This window comes from Pseudomonas flavescens, assembly GCF_013408425.1.
In the GTDB taxonomy this organism is placed as follows: domain Bacteria; phylum Pseudomonadota; class Gammaproteobacteria; order Pseudomonadales; family Pseudomonadaceae; genus Aquipseudomonas; species Aquipseudomonas fulva_A.
The window spans coordinates 1,828,046-1,847,519 of the sequence record NZ_JACBYV010000001.1 but is presented as its reverse complement, the minus strand read 5'-3'; the positions used below and the strand labels follow the sequence as shown (position 1 = coordinate 1,847,519).

Below are 19,474 nucleotides of genomic sequence, written 5' to 3'. Positions count from 1 at the left end.
CGTTCGATCAGCACAAGACGCTGCATACGCTGTTCGAGGAGCAGGCCCGTCGCACGCCGCACGCGATGGCCGTGCTCTGCGAGCAGGAGCAGGTGAGCTACCGGCAGCTCAACGAGCGCGCCAACCGCCTGGCTCACCATCTTGTCGACCTGGGTGTGCAGCCCGATGACCGCGTGGCGGTGTGCGTGGAACGCGGTGTGTCGCTGGTCGTCGGCCTGCTGGCGATCCTCAAGGCCGGTGGCGCCTACGTACCGCTCGACCCGAGCTATCCTCGCGAGCGCTTGCAGTACATGCTCGAAGACAGCGCGCCCGCTGCGCTGCTGGGCCAGGCAGGCACTCGGCATCTTCTCGAATGTCAGGGCGTGCCGCAGGTAGATATCGATGCCCTCGACGCGCTCGGAGAGCGGCTGCACGATCCGCGGATCGAGGCCCTGCAGCCGGGCAACCTGGCCTACGTTATCTACACCTCCGGCTCCACAGGCCGGCCCAAGGGGGTGATGGTCGAGCATCGCAACGTGGTGAACCTGGTGCACTGGAGCGCCCAGCTGTTCCCGCAGGGGGCGGACAGTCGCGTGTTGCACAAGACACCGATCAGCTTCGATGCCTCGGTCTGGGAGCTGTTCTGGCCGTTGTGCAGCGGGGTGCCGTTGCTGCTGGCCCGCCCGGATGGGCAGCGCGATCCGGCCTATCTGGCGCGGATGATCAGCGAGTGGCGCGTCAGTGTGGTGCAGTTCGTACCCGTGCTGTTGCAGCAGTTCCTCGACCTGCCACAAAGCGCAGCCTGCGACAGCCTCACCGATATCGTCTGCGGCGGCGGCGAGCTGACTCCGGCGCTGGCCAGCTTGCTGCGCCAGCGCCTGCCTCGGGTACGCCTGCACAACGTTTACGGCCCGACGGAAACCACCGTTGACTGCAGCATCTGGACCCTGGCAGCGGAGCAGCCGGTACCCGGCAGCTTCCTGCCGATCGGCCGACCGGTGGCCAATACCCGTCTGTATGTGCTCGATGCCTGGGACCAGCCGGTGCCCCTAGGCGTGGTCGGCCAGTTGCATATCGGCGGCGCGGGGGTTACCCGTGGCTACCGCAACCTGCCACTGGCTCAGGCCGAGCGCTTCATCGCCAGCCCGTTCGTGCCGGGTGAGCGCCTGTACCGCAGTGGTGACCAGGTACGCCAGCACGCCGACGGCAATCTGGAGTTCCTCGGTCGCAACGACGATCAGGTCAAGCTGCATGGCCTGCGCATCGAGCTGGGCGAGATCCAGGCGGCGCTTGCGCAGTGCCCCGGTGTCGAGCACGCCGTGGTCATGGTGCGCGACGATGGCCCGGGCGGGCAGCGGCTGGTGGCCTACTACACGGGCACGCCAACCCGCGCCGAGGTGCTGCGCGAGGCCCTGCGCAGCCATCTGCCGGACTACATGTTGCCGGCCTTCTACCTGCACCTGCAGGGCCTGCCACTGAGCCCCAACGGCAAACTGGACCGCCAGGCCCTGCCGGCCCCCGGCAGTGAGGCCCTGCCGGCACGTATCCACGAAGCACCGCAAGGCGAGATGGAACAACTGCTGGCCGACCTCTGGCGCGAACTGCTGGGCGTGGAGGCAGTGAGCCGCCATGACAACTTCTTCGAGCTCGGTGGTCACTCGCTGCTGGCCATCAGCCTGACCGCACGCTTGCGGCAGGAAGGTATCGAGGCCGACGTCCGCGCCTTGTTCGAACAACCGACACTGGCCGGTTATGCCGCCATCACAGAGAGCATGGAGATTATCCTGTGAGCATCAACGAGCTTCTGGCGACACTCAAGGCACTGGACATCCAGCTGGCCGTCAAGGATGGGCAACTGGCCGTGCAGGGCAATCGCCGCGCGCTCAGCGACAATGGCCTGGTCGATCACCTGCGCTCGCACAAGACAGCGCTCATCGAGCTGCTCGAACAGGGCCTGTACACCCATGGCAGGCGCGGCATGCCGACGCTGCCTGCCAATGGCATCGCTGTCGGCTGCACACGCATCACGCCCGAGATGCTGACCCTGGTGGACCTCGATCAGGCCGCCATCGAGCGCCTAACCGACCTGATCCCTGGCGGCGCCGCCAACGTGCAGGACATCTACCCCCTGGCGCCCTTGCAGGAGGGCATTCTGTACCACCACGTCAGCGCCAGCGGCCGCGATCCCTATGTGATGCGCGTGGATTTCGCCCTGGCCGACCAGCAGCGTCTGGACGCCTTCGTCCAGGCCTTGCAGGCAGTCATCGATCGGCACGACATTCTGCGCAGCTCGGTGCACTGGCAGGGACTGGAACAGCCGGTGCAGGTGGTCTGGCGCAGCGCCCGGCTGAACATCGACAACCGGGCGGACAGCCCCGACGCCGAACAGCCGGGGCTGGATCTGGGCCAGGCGCCGCTGTTGCGTCTGGTCTGCGGCGGCGCCGACGATGGCCGGGTACGCGCCAGCCTGCTGTATCACCACATCGCTCTGGACCACAGCGCGCTGGAGGTGGTGCGTCAGGAAATCCATGCCTGCCTGCTCGGCCAGGGAGCGACGCTGGGCACGCCGGTGCCGTTTCGCAACTACGTGGGGCAAGCGTTGCTGGGCGTCAGCGAGGCCGAGCACGAGGCGTTCTTCCGCGGCATGCTCGGCGACGTAGTGGAGCCGACCCTGGCCTACGACCTGCAAGACCTCAGTGGGGACGGTGAGCATGCCAGCGAGCACAGCATCACCCTGGACCCGGCTTTTTGCCTGCGCCTGCGCGCACAGGCGCGCACCCTCGGGGTGAGTGTCGCCAGCCTGTTCCACCTCGGTTGGGCACACGTCCTTGCAGGGCTGACCGGTCGTCAGCGGGTGGTCTTCGGTACCGTGCTGATGGGGCGGTTGCTGGGTGCCGAGGCCACCGAGCGAGCCTTGGGCATCTTCATCAACACCCTGCCATTGTGCCTGAGCCTGGAGGCCCAGGAGGTGTCCTCGGCGATACGCACCACGCATCAGCGGCTGACCACACTGATGCGTCACGAGCATGCACCGCTGGCCCTGGCGCAACGTTGCAGCGGCGTGGCTGCGCCGACACCGCTGTTCAATGCACTGCTCAACTACCGCCACAGTTCGCCCGAGCACGGCAGTGGCGAACTGTGGCAAGGCATCGAAGTGCTGCAGGCCAGAGAGCGCAGCAACTACCCCGTGGTCATGAGCGTCGACGACTTGGGCGAGGCGTTTGCATTTACCGCGCAGACGGCAGCGGGTGTCGACCCGCTGCGAACTTGCCGCTACCTGCAGCGGGCCATGGAGCAGATGCTCGATGCGCTGGAGCAGGCGCCAGCCGCTTGTTTCGAGCGGGTCGATATCCTGCCGGACGACGAGCGCATCCAGCTGCTGCAGCACTTCGCCGGCTCGCGCAGCCCCTATGAAAGCCTGCACACGGTGCACTGGCGCATCGAACGCCAGGCGCTTGAAAGGCCAGGCGCCGTCGCCGCCGCGGTTGGCGAGCAGGCGCTGAGCTATGCCGAGTTGAACGCTCAGGCCAACGGCCTGGCCCATCGCCTGATCGCGCTCGGCGTGCGCCCGGACGACCGCGTGGCAGTGGTCGCCCGTCGCGGCCTGGACACCCTGGTGGGGCTGCTGGCGGTGCTCAAGGCCGGTGCCGGATACGTGCCGGTGGACCCGGCGCACCCGGACGAACGCATCGCCTACCTGTTGAGCGACAGCGCCCCCGTGGCGGTGCTCAGCCAGCAGGGTCTGATCGAGCGTCTGCCAGCACTGGAGACTCCTGTCGTACTGCTCGACCAGCCGAGCTGGAGCGCCCGCGAGGACAACCCGCAGGTGCCGGGGCTGAATGCCCGTCACCTGGCCTACGTGATCTACACCTCCGGCTCCACTGGCCAGCCGAAAGGCGTGATGGTCGAGCACCAGAGCCTCAACAACCTGGTGGACTGGCATTGCCAGGCCTTCGACCTGAAGGTTGGCAGCCACACCGCCAGCGTCGCCGGCTTCGGCTTTGACGCCATGGCCTGGGAAGTCTGGCCAGCGCTGTGCGCCGGGGCGACCCTGCACCTGCCGCCAGCGCACATCGGCAACGAACAGCTCGACGCCTTGCTCGACTGGTGGCAGGCGCAGCCACTGCAGGTGGCCTTCCTGCCCACCCCGGTGGCCGAGTACGCGTTCAGTCGCGAGCTGCGTCACCCGACGCTGCGCACCCTGCTGATCGGCGGTGACCGGCTGCGCCAGTTCCCCCGTGACCCCGGCTTCGCGGTGGTCAACAACTACGGGCCCACCGAGGCCACGGTGGTGGCCAGCTCCGGGCGCCTGTGGCCCGAAGGCCGCCTGGACATCGGCAAACCGATCGCCAACACGCGCCTGTACCTGCTCGACGAGCACCGGCAACTGGTGCCCAGTGGGGTGGCGGGCGAGCTGTACATCGGCGGCGAAGGGGTGGCGCGGGGTTACCTGAACCGCGCGGAGTTGACCGCCGAACGCTTCCTCGACGACCCCTTCGTCGCCCAGCCTGGCGCGCGCATGTACCGCAGCGGTGACCTGGCGCGTTGGAATGCCGACGGCACGCTGGATTACCTGGGGCGCAACGATGACCAGGTGAAGATCCGCGGCATGCGTATCGAACTGGGCGAGATCGAGAGCCAGCTGGGGCAGGTGGCGGGAGTCGAAGAGGCCCTGGTGCTGGCCCGCGAAGACGCGCCCGGCCAGCCACGTCTGGTGGCGTATTTCACGGGGTCGCAGACGCTGTCGGCCAGCGGTCTGCGTAGTGTCTTGCTGGCGCGGCTGCCAGGCTACATGGTGCCGGGTGCCTTCGTGCGCCTGGAGGCCTGGCCGCTGACGGCCAATGGCAAGGTCGATCGCCGGGCGCTGCCGGCACCGGATCGCGAGGCATTGCCGGAGCGCACTTTCGAAGCACCCCAGGGCGAACTGGAAACCACCCTGGCGGCGATCTGGTGCGAGTTGCTGCAGGTCGAGCGGGTAGGGCGGCACGACCATTTCTTCGAACTGGGTGGCCATTCGTTGCTGGCCATGCGCATGGTGGCCCAGGTGGCCCAGCGACTGCAGCGGGTTCTGACCCTGGCCGACCTGTTCGCCGACAGCAGCCTGGCCGCGGTCGCTCAGTGCCTGGAGGGGGCGACCCCCGACCATCTGCCGGCCATCGAGGCCGGCGCCCGCAGCGGGCCGCTGCCGTTGTCCGCCGCGCAGCAACGCATCTGGTTCATGGCGCAGATGACGGATGCCAGCAGCGCTTACAACATTCCGCTGGGCCTTGCCCTCAACGGCCCGCTGGACAGCCGTGCGCTGCGCCTCGCTCTGGAGCGTATCGTCGCGCGTCACGAGGCACTGCGCAGCCTGTTCGTCGAGCACGACGGCGAAGCCCGGGTTCAGGTGGCCCCCGACAGCGTGCGACCGGATATCTGCTGGCAGGACATGCGTGATCAGGACATGCAGGCCATACGTGAGGTGATCCGCGACGAAGCCGGGCAACCCTTCGACCTGCAGCATGATCTGCCGATTCGCGGGCGCTTGTTGTGCCTGGAAGAAGACCGCCACATCCTGCTGCTGACCCTGCATCACATCGTCGCCGACGGTTGGTCGCTGGGCGTGCTGACCGCTGAGCTGAGTGCCCTGTACCAGGCGTTCAGCCAGGGCGAGGCCGATCCGCTGCCGGCGCTCGCGCTGCAGTACGGCGATTACGCCCTGTGGCAACGCCAGTGGCTGGACGCACAGAGTCTGAGTGCGCAGGCCGGGTACTGGCAGCGTACCCTCGAGGGTGCGCCCATGCTGTTGACCCTGCCGACCGACCGGCCGCGGCCGGAACGCCAGGATTATCGCGGGGCCACCGTGCCCCTGCAGCTCGATCCCCAGCTGTGCGCCGACCTGCGCGCCTGCAGCCAGCGCCAGGGCGTGACCCCCTTCATGCTGTTCATGGCCGCCTGGGCGGTACTGCTGGCGCGGTTGTCCGGCCAGGGCGAGGTGGTGATCGGTATGCCGGTGGCCAACCGTCGCCGTGCCGAGATCGAAGGGCTGATCGGCCTGTTCGTCAATACCCTGGCCGTGCGCGTGGACACCAGCGGTGAGCCGGATGTGGCCACGTTGCTGGGCCGGGTGAAGAACCGCATCATCGAGGCCCAGGCCAATCAGGACCTGCCTTTCGAGCAGGTCGTGGAGCACCTGCGGCCCGTGCGCAGCCTGGCCCACAGCCCGCTGTTCCAGGCTTCGCTGGCCTGGGACGGGAGCCATGGCGCGCCGCTGCGCCTGGGTGACCTGCAACTCGAAGCGCTGGGTGAGCAACCAACCTTCGCCAAGTTCGATCTGACCCTGAGCGTCAGCGAAAGCGCCGAGGGCTTCACCTGCATGCTCGACTACGCCACGGCACTGTTCGACCCGGCGACCGTCGAGCGTTACGCCGGTTATCTCAAGCAGGTGCTGCGCGGCATGGCCGACGACGCCCGCGCGCTGCCCGAACGCATCGAGATGCTGGGCGCGCAGGAGCGCCAGCGCCTGCTGTTCGAGCTCGATGCCAGCGAGACCGCCGCGCAGGGGGCAGAGCGCCTGCCGACGCTGTTCGAGGCGCAGGTCGCACGCACCCCGGAGGCCATCGCGCTGGACGTCGATGCCCGGCAGTTGAGCTACCGGCAGCTCAATGAACAAGCCAACCGCCTGGCCCATTACCTGATCGAGCAAGGGGTGAGTGCCGACAGCCGCGTGGCGATCTGCGTGGAGCGCGGGGCGCAACTGGTCGTCGGCTTGCTGGCCATTCTCAAGGCCGGTGGCGCTTACGTGCCGCTGGACCCTGGCTATCCGCACGAACGTCTGGCCTACATGCTCGAGGACAGCGATGCCCTGGCGCTGCTGGTCGATGGCACCACCCGTGAACGCTTTGCCGGCGGTACGACGCCGTTGATCGACCTGGATGCCTGCATCTGGGCGGAACACTCCCTCGCCGACCCGCAGCTGGACACGGCCGGGGCCAGCGACCTGGCTTACGTCATCTACACCTCGGGCTCGACCGGCACGCCCAAGGGCGTGATGGTCGAGCAGCGCAACCTGTGCAACCTGGTGCAGTGGAGTTCGCGGCTATGTCCACCTGTCCCGTCGGGCGCGCTGCTGCACAAGACCCCGGTCAGCTTCGACGCGTCGGTCTGGGAGCTGTTCTGGCCGCTGTGCGCCGGGCTGCGCCTGGTGCTGGCGCGGCCCGGTGGGCAGCGCGATGCCGATTACCTGGTGGAAGTGATTCGCCAGCGGCAGGTCAGCGTCGTGCAGTTCGTACCCGCCTTGTTGCAGCAGTTCCTGGCTGCAGCCGACTGCCACACCTGTACCTCGTTGACCGATATCGTCTGCGGGGGCGGCGAACTGACCGCCGCGCTGGCCGCCCAGGTCCGTCAACGCCTGCCCATGGCGCGCCTGCACAACGTCTACGGACCCACGGAAACCACGGTGGACTGCAGCGTCTGGACCCTGCACCCCGGGCAGCCGGTGCCCGACGAAACGCTGCCGATCGGGCGGCCGATCAGCAACACCCGGCTCTACGTGCTGGACGCCTGGGACCAGCCGGTCCCGCAGGGCGTGGTCGGCCAGTTGCACATCGGCGGTGCCGGCGTGGCGCGTGGCTACCTGAACCTGCCTGCCGTACAGGCCGAACGCTTCATCGCCAGCCCGTTCGTGGCGGGTGACCGCCTTTATCGCAGTGGCGACCTGGTGCGCCAGGGCGCGGACGGCAACCTGCTGTTCGTCGGTCGCAGCGATTTCCAGGTCAAGCTGCATGGTCTGCGCATCGAACTTGGCGAGATCGAGGCCCGCTTGCTCGAACACCCGGCCGTACGCGAAGCGGCGGTGCTGCTGCGTGGCGACCGTCTGGTGGCCTGGTTCAGCTGCGAAGCGGGACCGCGGCCGGGCATCGATGCCTTGCGCAACCATATGCTGGGCGGCCTGCCGGATTACATGGTGCCCGCCGCCTATGTCGCGCTGGACAGCTTGCCGCTGACGCCCAACGGCAAGCTCGACCGCGCGGCCTTGCCAGTACCGGACGACAGCGCCGTGCTCGCGCGCACCTACGAGGCGCCGCAAGGGGACATCGAAACCTGGCTGGCGCGCGTGTGGGCCGAGTTGCTCAACGTGCCGCGTGTCGGGCGGCAGGACAATTTCTTCGAACTGGGCGGGCACTCGCTGCTGGCCGTCAGCCTGGTGGCGCACATGCGCCGCGCCGGGCTCTGCGTCGATGTGGGTGCACTGTTCGCCCAACCGACCCTTGCGGTGCTGGCGCGCAGCGTGGTGCGCCAGGATCGCCAACCGGTGCCGGCCAACCTGATCGCGGCGGGCTGCACGCAGATCACCCCCGACCTGCTGTCACTGGTCAGCCTCGCCCCGTCGGACATCGAGCGCATCGTCGCCCGCGTAGCGGGTGGCGCGGCCAATGTCCAGGATATCTACCCGCTGGGGCCGCTGCAGGCCGGCATTCTCTATCACCATCAGTTGGCGGCCGGCGATGCCGATCCCTATCTGCTGGAAGCGCGCTTCGCCTTCGTCGGTGGCGAGCGCCTGGACGCTTTCTGCCAGGCGTTGCAGCGGGTCATCGACCGTCATGACATCCTGCGCAGCGCCTTGCACTGGGAGGCCCTGCAGACCCCTGTGCAAGTGGTCTGGCGCCATGCCAGTCTGCCGATCAGCGAGGTTCCTCTGGCCTCACTGGACGACTGCGCAACCCTCGACCTGACCCAGGCACCGCTGCTCCATCTGGCCCACGCCCGGGACCGGGCCAATGGCAAGATCGTCGCCGTGCTGCGTTTTCATCACGCGATCATGGATCACATCGGCCTCGAGGTGCTGGGTCAGGAAGTGCAGGCCATGCTGCTCGGCGAGCAGGCGCAGCTCGCCGAGCCGGTTCCCTATCGCAACTACATCGCTCAGGTACTGCAAGGGCCCGACGAGCAGGCCCACGAGGCGTTCTTCCGTGAGCAGTTGGGCGACATCGACGAACCCAGCCTGCCTTATGGCATGACCCCGTCGCGCAGCGTTCAGGCCCCTGGCATGGCGGCCTTGCCGCTCGACCCTGAGCTGGCTCTGCGCCTGCGCGGGCAGGCACGCCAGTTGAACGTCAGTGTCGCGAGCCTGATGCACCTGGCCTGGGCCGAGGTGCTCGGGCAGCTCTCCGGGCGTGAGCAGGTGGTGTTCGGCACCGTGCTGCTTGGCCGAATGCTCGGCGGCGAGGGCGCCGAGCGGGCCATGGGCGTGTTCATCAATACCCTGCCGCTGCGTATCGACCTGGGCAAGTCGGATGCCCGCGACGCGGTGCTTGATACCCACCAGCGCCTGAGCGCGCTGCTGGCCCATGAGCAGGCGCAACTGGCGCTGGCCCAGCGCTGCAGTGCGCTGCCTGCGGGCACGCCATTGTTCAGCACGCTGCTGAACTTCCGCCACAGCAGCGCGGCGCAGAGCGACGCGAGCGCGCGGGAAGCGTGGCAGGGCATCGAGGTTCTGCAGGCCGAAGAGCACAGCAACTATCCGTTGACCATGAGCGTCGATGACCATGGCGATGGCTTCACCCTGACCGCTCGAACTCAGGGTGGGCTGGATGCGCAGCGCATCTGCGCGTATCTGCAGCAGTCTCTGGGCGAGCTGGCGAGGACGCTGGAGCAGCATCCGCAGCATGTCCTGGCAGGGGCGATCATTCCGCCGGGCGAGCGTGAGCGCCTGCTGGCGACCTTCAACGACACCTGCCTCGACTACCCGCGCGACCAGCCGGTGCACCAGCTGTTCGAGCAGCGCAGCGCCCTGCATCCGCAAGCCGTGGCGGTGGTGGATGGCAGCCACTCGCTCACCTATGCGCAGTTGAACGCACGTGCCAATGCGCTGGCGCATCATCTGCACGGGCAGGGCATCAGGCCCGGCGACCACGTTGGCATCCTGCTGCCGCGCTCCGCCGACCTGGTGATCGCTCAGTTGGCCATCGGCAAGTGCGCGGCGACCTATGTGCCGCTGGACGTCAATGCGCCCGCCGAGCGGCACAGCTACATGCTCGATGATTGCGCCGCCGTGTGCCTGCTGACGCAACGCGCGCTGCCGGTGGCGGCGGCGGTCAGGCGTATCGACCTGGACGAGCTGACCCTCGATCCCACCGCGGTACACAACCTCGACCTGCCCCTGGCGGCGGATTCGCCGGCCTATGTGATGTACACCTCGGGCTCCACCGGGCTGCCCAAGGGCGTACGGGTAGGGCACCGGGGCATCGTGCGTCTCGTGGTGAACAATGGCTACGCCGAGTTCAGTGATCGCGACTGCTTCGCCCTGGCGTCCAACCCTGCGTTCGATGCCGCGACCCTGGAGGTATGGGGCGCGCTGCTCAACGGTGGGCAAGTGTTCGTCATCGACCATGCGACCCTGGTCGATCCTCAGCGCTTCGCCACGGCGCTGCGCCAGGGCGGGGTCAGCGTGCTGTTCCTCACCACCGCACTGTTCAACCAGTACGCGCAGCTGCTGCCGCAGGCTCTGGCCGAGCTGCGCGTGTTGTTGTCCGGGGGCGAGCGGGCCAGCCCGGCGACCTTCCGCACTTTGCTGGCCCATGCGCCGAACACCCGTCTGTTCAACGCCTATGGCCCGACCGAAACCACCACCTTCGCGACTGTCCACGAAGTGCGGGCGGTCGACGCAGGCATGGAAGCCCTGCCGATCGGCCGACCGATCGGCAACACGCGCCTCTACGTACTGGACGCGCGGCAGCGCCTGGCACCACTGGGGGTGGTCGGTGAGCTGTATATCGGTGGCGATGGCGTGGCCATGGGCTACCTGAACCGCGCGAGTCTCACCGAAGAGAAGTTCGTCGCCGACCCGTTCAGTGACCAGCCAGGGGCGATGATGTATCGAACCGGCGACCTGGGGCGCTGGCTGGAGGACGGCCAGCTGGAGTGCCTGGGGCGCAACGACGATCAGGTGAAGATCCGCGGTTTCCGCATCGAGCTGGGCGAGATCGCCAATGCCCTGCAGCGCCTGCCCGGGGTACGCGATGCCGTGGTTCTGGCCCGTGAGGATGAGCCGGGGCAGGTGCGCCTGGTGGCGTACTTCACCGCCGGCGGTGCGGGCGAGATCGAGACCGCGCAGCAGATGCGTGCGCAGTTGCAGACCCAGCTGCCGGACTACATGGTGCCGTCTGCATGCGTGGAGCTGAAGACGCTGCCGCTGACCGCCAATGGCAAGCTCGATCAACGGGCGCTGCCCAAGCCCGATCACGCGACCCTGTTCGGGCTCGTCTACGAGGCACCGCAGGGGGACATGGAGCAGGCCCTGGCAGCGATCTGGGCCGAAGTGCTGCAGGTCGAGCGAGTCGGGCGCCACGACCACTTCTTCGAACTGGGAGGGCACTCGCTGCTGGCGATGCGCATGGTTTCCCAGGTGCGTCAGCAACTGGGCCTGGAGCTGCCGCTGGGCGAGCTGTTCGCCCTGGGCGAACTGGCGGCGGTGGCGGCTGCGCTGTCGAACCAGCAGGTGCTCGAGGTCGAGGTCATCCGTGCGCTGCCACGGGGCCAGCGAGCTGCGCTGTCGTTCGCCCAGCAGCGCCTGTGGTTCCTGACCCAGATGGAAGGCGGCAACCAGGCCTATAACATTCCCATGGCCCTGGAGCTGCGTGGGCCACTCGACGTGACGGCGCTGCAGCGCAGCCTGGAGCGGATCGTCGAGCGGCATGAAACCCTGCGCAGTCGTTTCGTGCCCAGCGATCAGGGCGCCGAAGTGGCCTTCGTGGCCAGTGCGGCGCAACTGCCGCAGGAAGACCTGCGTGACAGGCCGCAGGCGCTGCACGGACGGCTCGCAGTGCTGGCCGTCGAACCCTTCGACCTGAGTCAAGAGCCTGCGCTGCGTTCGCGCCTGCTGTGTCTGGGCGAGGACCACCACGTGCTGTCGCTGACCCTGCACCATATCGTTGCCGACGGTTGGTCGATGGGCGTTCTGACCCGTGAGCTGCTGGCCCTGTACCCGGCGATGCAGCGTGGCAAGGCCGACCCGCTGTCACCACTGGCGATCCAGTACGCCGATTTCGCAGCCTGGCAACAGAGCTGGCTGAGCGGCGAACGCCTGCAGCGCCAGGCCGCCTACTGGCGTCAGGCACTGGATGGCGCGCCCACGCTGCTGAGCCTGCCCACCGACCGGCCCCGCCCGGCGCAGCAGGATTTCGCAGGTGCAAGCCTGGCGCTGCGCCTGGACGCCGCGCTGACCGCCAACCTGCGTGCCCTGGCGCAGCGTCAGGGTGTCACGCTGTATATGACCCTGATGGCGGCCTGGGCCGCCTTGCTGGCGCGCTTGTCGGGCCAGGCCGATGTGGTGGTCGGCAGCCCGATCGCCGGGCGCAGCCGGGTCGAGCTCGAGCCGCTGATCGGCCTGTTCGTCAACACCCTGGCGATTCGCCTCGACCTGTCTGCGGCGCCCACCGGCGAAGCCCTGCTGGCCCAGGTGCGCAGCCGTGTGCTGGAAGCGCAGGATCATCAGGACCTGCCGTTCGAACAGGTGGTCGAGAGCGTGGCACCGGCACGCAGCCTGGCGCATTCGCCGTTGTTCCAGACCACCCTCAACTGGCTGGCCGGGGAAAGCACGCTGCCAGCGCTGGATGGCCTGACGCTGTCGGTGGTGGAGCAGAGCAGCCAGGTGGCCAAGTTCGACCTGTCCCTGAACCTGGGCGAGTACGGCGATGTGCTGGTCGGCACCCTGGACTACGCCACCGCGCTGTTCGACGAGGCCAGCGTTCGCCGTTACGGCCGGTATTTCGAGGCCTTGTTGCAGGCGTTGGTCAGCGACGAGCAATGCGTTATCGACGCGGTGCCGCTGGTGAGCGGGGACGAGCGTGAAACCTTGCTCGACACCTTCAATGCCAGCGCCATGGCGTTCGCGCCGGCGCAGACCCTGCATGGGCGGATCGAGGCCCAGGCCGTTGGCGCTGCCGAGGCCATCGCCGCCCGCATGGGGGATGAAGCGCTGAGCTATGCCCAGTTGAACGGCCAGGCCAACGGCCTGGCCCACCGCCTGATCGCGCTTGGCGTGCGCCCGGACGACCGCGTGGCAGTGGTCGCCCGTCGCGGCCTGGACACTCTGGTGGGGCTGTTGGCGGTGCTCAAGGCCGGTGCCGGCTACGTGCCGGTGGACCCGGCGCACCCGGACGAACGCATCGCCTATCTGTTGAGCGACAGCGCCCCCGTGGCGGTGCTCAGCCAGCAGGGTCTGATCGAGCGTCTGCCAGCACTGGAGACTCCTGTCGTACTGCTCGACCAGCCGAGCTGGAGCGCCCGCGAGGACAACCCGCAGGTGCCGGGGCTGAATGCCCGTCACCTGGCCTACGTGATCTACACCTCCGGCTCCACCGGCCAGCCGAAAGGCGTGATGGTCGAGCACCAGAGCCTCAACAATCTGGTGGACTGGCATTGCCAGGCCTTCGACCTGAAGGTTGGCAGCCACACCGCCAGCGTCGCCGGCTTTGGCTTCGACGCCATGGCCTGGGAGGTCTGGCCGGCGCTGTGCGTGGGGGCGACGCTGCACCTGCCGCCAGCGCACATCGGCAACGAACAGCTCGACGCCTTGCTCGACTGGTGGCAGGCGCAGCCGCTGCAGGTGGCCTTCCTGCCCACGCCGGTGGCGGAGTACGCATTCAGTCGCGAGTTGCGTCACCCGACGCTGCGTACCCTGCTGATCGGCGGTGACCGGCTGCGCCAGTTCCCCCGTGACCCCGGCTTCGCGGTGATCAACAACTACGGGCCCACCGAGGCCACGGTGGTGGCCAGCTCCGGGCGCCTGTGGCCCGAAGGCCGCCTGGACATCGGCAAACCGATCGCCAACACGCGCCTGTACCTGCTCGACGAGCACCGGCAACTGGTGCCCAGTGGGGTGGCGGGCGAGCTGTACATCGGCGGCGAAGGGGTGGCGCGGGGTTACCTGAACCGCGCGGAGTTGACCGCCGAACGCTTCCTCGACGACCCCTTCGTCGCCCAGCCTGGCGCGCGCATGTACCGCAGCGGTGACCTGGCGCGCTGGAATGCCGACGGCACGCTGGATTACCTGGGTCGCAACGATGACCAGGTGAAGATCCGCGGCATGCGTATCGAACTGGGCGAGATCGAGAGCCAGCTGGGGCAGGTGGCGGGGGTCGAAGAGGCCCTGGTGCTGGCCCGCGAAGACGCGCCCGGCCAGCCACGCCTGGTGGCGTATTTCACGGGGTCGCAGACGCTATCGGCCAGCGGTCTGCGCAGTGCCTTGCTGGCGCGGCTGCCAGGCTACATGGTGCCGGGTGCCTTCGTGCGGCTGGAGGCCTGGCCGCTGACGGCCAATGGCAAGGTCGATCGCCGGGCGCTGCCGGCACCGGATCGCGAGGCATTGCCGGAGCGCACTTTCGAAGCACCCCAGGGCGAACTGGAAATCACCCTGGCGGCGATCTGGTGCGAGTTGCTGCAGGTCGAGCGGGTAGGGCGGCACGACCATTTCTTCGAACTGGGTGGCCATTCGATGCTGGCGGTGACGCTGATCGCCCGCCTGCGCACCCTGGGCCTGGCAGCGAACGTGCGGGCGTTGTTCGCTCAGCCGACCCTGGCGGCGCTGGCCACGAACCTTGGCCAGGGCGCCGAACAGGCCACGTTGCCGGAAAACCGTATCCTTGCCGGTTGCCAGCGCATCACGCCTGACATGCTGACCCTGGTGAAGCTGGAACAGCCGAGCATCGAGCGGATCGTCGCCGCCATTCCTGGCGGTGCAGGCAATGTGCAGGACATCTATCCGCTAGGGCCCTTGCAGGCTGGCATCTTCTACCACTATCTGTCGCGCCCCGACGACGACCCCTATCGCTTGCAGGCGCGCTTCGCTTTTGCCGACCGTTCGCGCTTGCAGGCCTTCTGCCAAGCGCTGCGACAGGTCATTGCCCGCCACGACGCGCTGCGTACCTCGCTGTTCTGGGAGGGGCTCGAGGCGCCAGTGCAGGTGGTCTGGCGGCATGCCGAACTGGTACCGCAGGAAGTGGCGCCGGCTGAGCTGGACGACCTCGAAGCGCTGGCTCTGGAGCGGGCTCCGCTGCTTGGGCTGGCCTATGCCGAAGACCCGGACAACGGGCGCATTCTCGCTGTGCTGTCGTTCCATCACCTGATCATGGATCACCTCGGCCTGGAGGTGCTGGGCCAGGAGCTGCACGCCTTGCTGCTGGATCAGGGCGCTTCTCTGGCTGACCCGGTGCCTTATCGCAACTATATCGCCCAGACCCTGGCCGGGGCGGGGCAGCCAGCCCACGAGGCGTTCTTCCGCGAGCAACTGGGCGACATCGACGAGCCCACCCTGCCTTACGGGGCTGCGGCGCTGCACAGCAGTCGTGCGCTGGGCGAGGCCCGTCAGCGTCTCGATGCGGCGCTGTGCAAGCGCATCCGCGAACAGGTGCGCGCCTCGGGCGTGAGCCCGGCGAGCTTGATGCACCTGGCCTGGGCGCAGGTACTGGGGCAGTTGTCCGGGCGTGACACGGTGGTATTCGGCACCGTGCTGCTGGGCCGCCTGCAAGGCGGCGAGGGCATCGAACGCACCCTGGGCGTGTTCATCAATACCCTGCCGCTACGCATCGACCTGGCCGGGCAATCCGTGCAAGAGGCGCTCGTGCAGACCCATCGGCGTCTCACCGGCCTGCTGGACCACGAACATGCCCCGCTGGCACTGGCACAACGGGCCAGTGCCCTGCCAGCCGGTGCGCCATTGTTCAACGCCTTGCTCAACTACCGGCACAGCGCTCCACAGGAGCGCGCAGGCGAAGCCTGGCAGGGTATCGAGCTGCTCCAGGCAACGGAGCGCAGCAGTTACCCGCTGACCCTCAGCGTCGACGACCTGGGCGAGGCCTTCGAGGTGACCGCACTGACTGCCAATGGTATCGATGCGCGGCGGGTATGCCGTTATCTGGTTTGCGCCGTGCAGCAACTGTCACTGGCCCTGGAGCAGGGCGCCACGCAGGCTCTGCACAGCCTCAGCATATTGCCCGAGAGCGAGCGCAACGAATTGCTGGAGGTCTTCAATGAACCGGGGGCGCTGTCGACCAAGCCCTGGACCGTCCACCAACGCATCGAACGCCAGGCGCTTGAACGGCCAGGCGCCGTCGCCGCCGCGGTTGGCGAGCAGGCGCTGAGCTATGCCGAGTTGAACGCTCAGGCCAACGGCCTGGCCCATCGCCTGATCGCGCTCGGCGTGCGCCCGGACGACCGCGTGGCAGTGGTCGCCCGTCGCGGTCTGGACACCCTGGTGGGGCTGCTGGCGGTGCTCAAGGCCGGTGCCGGTTACGTGCCGGTGGACCCGGCGCACCCGGACGAACGCATCGCCTTCCTATTGAGCGACAGCGCCCCCGTGGTGGTGCTCAGCCAGCAGGACCTGCTCGAGCGTCTGCCGGCGCTGAGCGTTCCGGTGCTGCTGCTCGACCAGCCGAGCTGGAGCACCCGCGAGGATAACCCGCAGGTGCCGGGCCTGAATGCCCGTCACCTGGCCTACGTGATCTACACCTCCGGCTCCACCGGGCAGCCTAAAGGCGTGATGGTCGAGCACCAGAGCCTCAACAACCTGGTGGACTGGCATTGCCAGGCCTTCGACCTGAAGGTTGGCAGCCAAACTGCCAGCGTCGCCGGCTTCGGCTTCGACGCCATGGCCTGGGAAGTCTGGCCAGCGTTCTGCGCCGGGGCGACCCTGCACCTGCCGCCAGCGCATATCGGCAACGAACAGCTCGACGCCTTGCTCGACTGGTGGCAGGCGCAGCCGCTGCAGGTGGCCTTCCTGCCCACGCCGGTGGCCGAGTACGCATTCAGTCGCGAGTTGCGTCACCCGACGCTGCGCACCCTGCTGATCGGCGGTGACCGCCTGCGCCAGTTCCCCCGTGACCCCGGCTTTGCGGTGATCAACAACTACGGGCCCACCGAGGCCACGGTGGTGGCCAGCTCCGGAGTGATGGCGCCTGGTGGCGTGCTGCACATCGGCAAGCCGGTGTTCCATGCGCGCCTGTATGTGCTCGATGCGCGTTGTCAGCCTGTCCCGGTCGGCGTTCCGGGCGAGCTGTACATCGGCGGTGCGGGGGTGGCGCGGGGTTACCTGAACCGCGCGGAACTGACCGCCGAGCGCTTCCTCGATGACCCCTTCGTCACCCAGCCTGACGCGCGCATGTACCGCAGCGGCGACCTGGTGCGCTGGCTGGATGACGGCACCCTGGATTATCTGGGACGCAACGACGATCAGGTGAAGATCCGTGGCGTGCGTATCGAGCTGGGCGAAATCGAGCAGCACCTGGCGCAGTGCCCCGGTATCGGTGAGGCCGTAGTCGTGACCCAGCAGATGGAGGACGACGCGGTGCGCCTGGTCGCCTACTTCACCCGTCGTGACCCGGCGCTGGAGGGCTCGGCGATTCGCAGCCACCTGTTGGAGCGCCTGCCGGAATACATGGTGCCAGCGTTCTACATGGGCCTGGACGCCATGCCGCTGACCCAGAACGGCAAGGTCGACCGTCGCGCACTGCCCGAGTTGGCTGCGCACAACGCGACAACCGGTGGCTACGAGGCACCGGGCAGCGCACTCGAACAGCGTCTGGCCGAGCTCTGGACGCAAGTGCTGGAGGTCGGCCCGGTCGGTCGTCGCGACAACTTCTTCGAGCTGGGCGGGCACTCGCTGTCGGCCATCCGTCTGGTCAGCCTGATGCAGGACGCTGGGCTGCCAGTGACCCTGGCCGAGTTGTTCCAGCGGCCTGATATCGCGGCGCTGGCCGAACTGCTGCAACAGCGCCCGGCCGCGGTGTCGGTGCGTGAGCTGATCGAGGTACGGGCTGGCGGTGACGAGCCGGCGCTGTTCCTGTTTCACGACTTCACCGGCCTGGACGCCTATTTCCCGGTGCTGGGTCAGCATCTGGGCGGTGAGTTTCCGATCTACGGCCTGCCGGGCATCGCCCTGGGCGCCCCGCAGCTGAACACCATCGAATGCCTGGCCGCGCGGTTCATCGAGTTGATGCGTAGCGTGCAGCCCAGGGGCCCGTATCGCGTCGCCGGCTGGTCGTTCGGTGGCGTGCTGGCCTACGAGGTCGCCAGCCAACTGGCTGGCATGGACGAAGAGGTCGGTTTCGTTGGCCTGATCGACAGCTACATTCCGCGCCTGACCGATCAGGGCAAGGCGCGCTGGCAGGGGCCGGATGCGCTCCAGCGCCATCTGCTCGCCCATTGCCAGGCGCACTGGCAGGCCCAGGGCGAGACGGGGGCCGCTGCCCAGGTACGCCTGGCGGCCTGGCAGGCCAGAGCGGTGCTGCCTGCTTTCGATGAGCTGCTGCAGGCGTGTCGCCACGAGCAACTGCTCTACGACGAGCTGGCTCAGGCCAGCGACCGGGATCTGCGGCATTTCCTGGCGCGCGAAGTGGCCCACGGACATGCCCTGGCCCATTACCAACTGCAACCTCTCGCTCTGCCGGTACACCTGTTCTGTGCCGAGCAGCGCGAACAGGCTCCGGCGCAGGCCAGCGCCTGCAACGGCTGGGAGGCGGTACTGCCTGCGCCGTACCTTCAGCGTGTGAGCGTGCCGGGGGATCACATGAGCCTGATGCGTGCGCCCCACGTCGCAGTGCTCGCCCAGGTGCTGGGCGACGCGCTGCGCGGCGCATCGCAGCAACGGCCCGATAGCGAGCCCCATGCGACGCTGCTGGCGATCCAGAGTGGCAAGGCCGAACGCACCCCACTGTTCTGCGTGCCCGGCGCCGGTGACAGCGTGACCAGCTTCATCGGCCTGGCCGAGGCACTGGGCGGCGACTGGCCGATCCATGGCCTGCAAGCGCGAGGACTGGACGGACGCAGCCTGCCGCACAGCCGGGTGGAAGCTGCCGCTCGCCATTACCTGGCGGCGCTGGAGGCCCACTACCCGCAGGGGCCGCTGCATCTGGTGGGGCACTCGTTCGGCGGTTGGGTCGCCCATGCCCTGGCCTGCCAGTTGGAGGCCAAGGGCCGGCAGGTCAGTTCGCTGACGCTGATCGACAGCGAAGCGCCGGACGACGATGTCCGCTACAGCAAGGCCTACACCAGCACGGCGGTACTGGAACGCCTGATCGAAGCGTTGCAGCTGTCCAGCGGCAAGTCCCTGGGCCTGTGTACGCAGGCGTTCGCCAGCCATGACGACGGTACGCAGATGCGTCTACTGGAAGAGGCCATGGTCGGGGTCGGTCTGTTGCCGTCCCGATTCGCTGCCCAGGCTCTGCAGGGCATCGTGCGTACCTTCGGCAGTGCCCTGCGTAGCGCCTATCGGCCACAGCCTGGCGGTTACGGCGGCGCGGTGAACCTGGTTCAGGTGGCCGACCCGAGCCTCGATGCGCTGGCGAATCGTCTCGCGCAGGCGGGCGCCGCAGCCGCCTGGGGGCAGTTGCTGCCACAGCTGAGCCTGTGGCACGGCCCGGGTGACCATTTCAGCATCCTCAAGGCCCCGGATGCTTACAGCCTCGCCGCCTGGTGGTACGAGACGCAAGCCAGCGGTATCGAGGAGGCCCTGTCATGA

At 68.0% G+C, this 19,474-nt stretch carries 2 protein-coding genes (1 of these 2 only partly in view); both read left to right on the top strand.

Going from position 1 to position 19,474, the window contains the following annotated elements:
• Nucleotides 1-1,769 carry the 3' portion of a non-ribosomal peptide synthetase gene (locus FHR27_RS08080; RefSeq protein ID WP_179538258.1) on the top strand. The gene continues 7,729 nt to the left of window position 1, outside the view, so 1,769 of the gene's 9,498 nt are visible here — the last part of the coding sequence; its start codon lies off the left edge, out of view; the stop codon is at nucleotides 1,767-1,769.
• The gene (locus FHR27_RS08075) at nucleotides 1,766-19,474 is read left to right on the top strand and encodes a non-ribosomal peptide synthetase (protein WP_179538257.1); all 17,709 of its coding nucleotides are present in this window, start codon (nucleotides 1,766-1,768) and stop codon (nucleotides 19,472-19,474) included. Before FHR27_RS08080 ends, FHR27_RS08075 begins: the two co-directional genes overlap by 4 nt.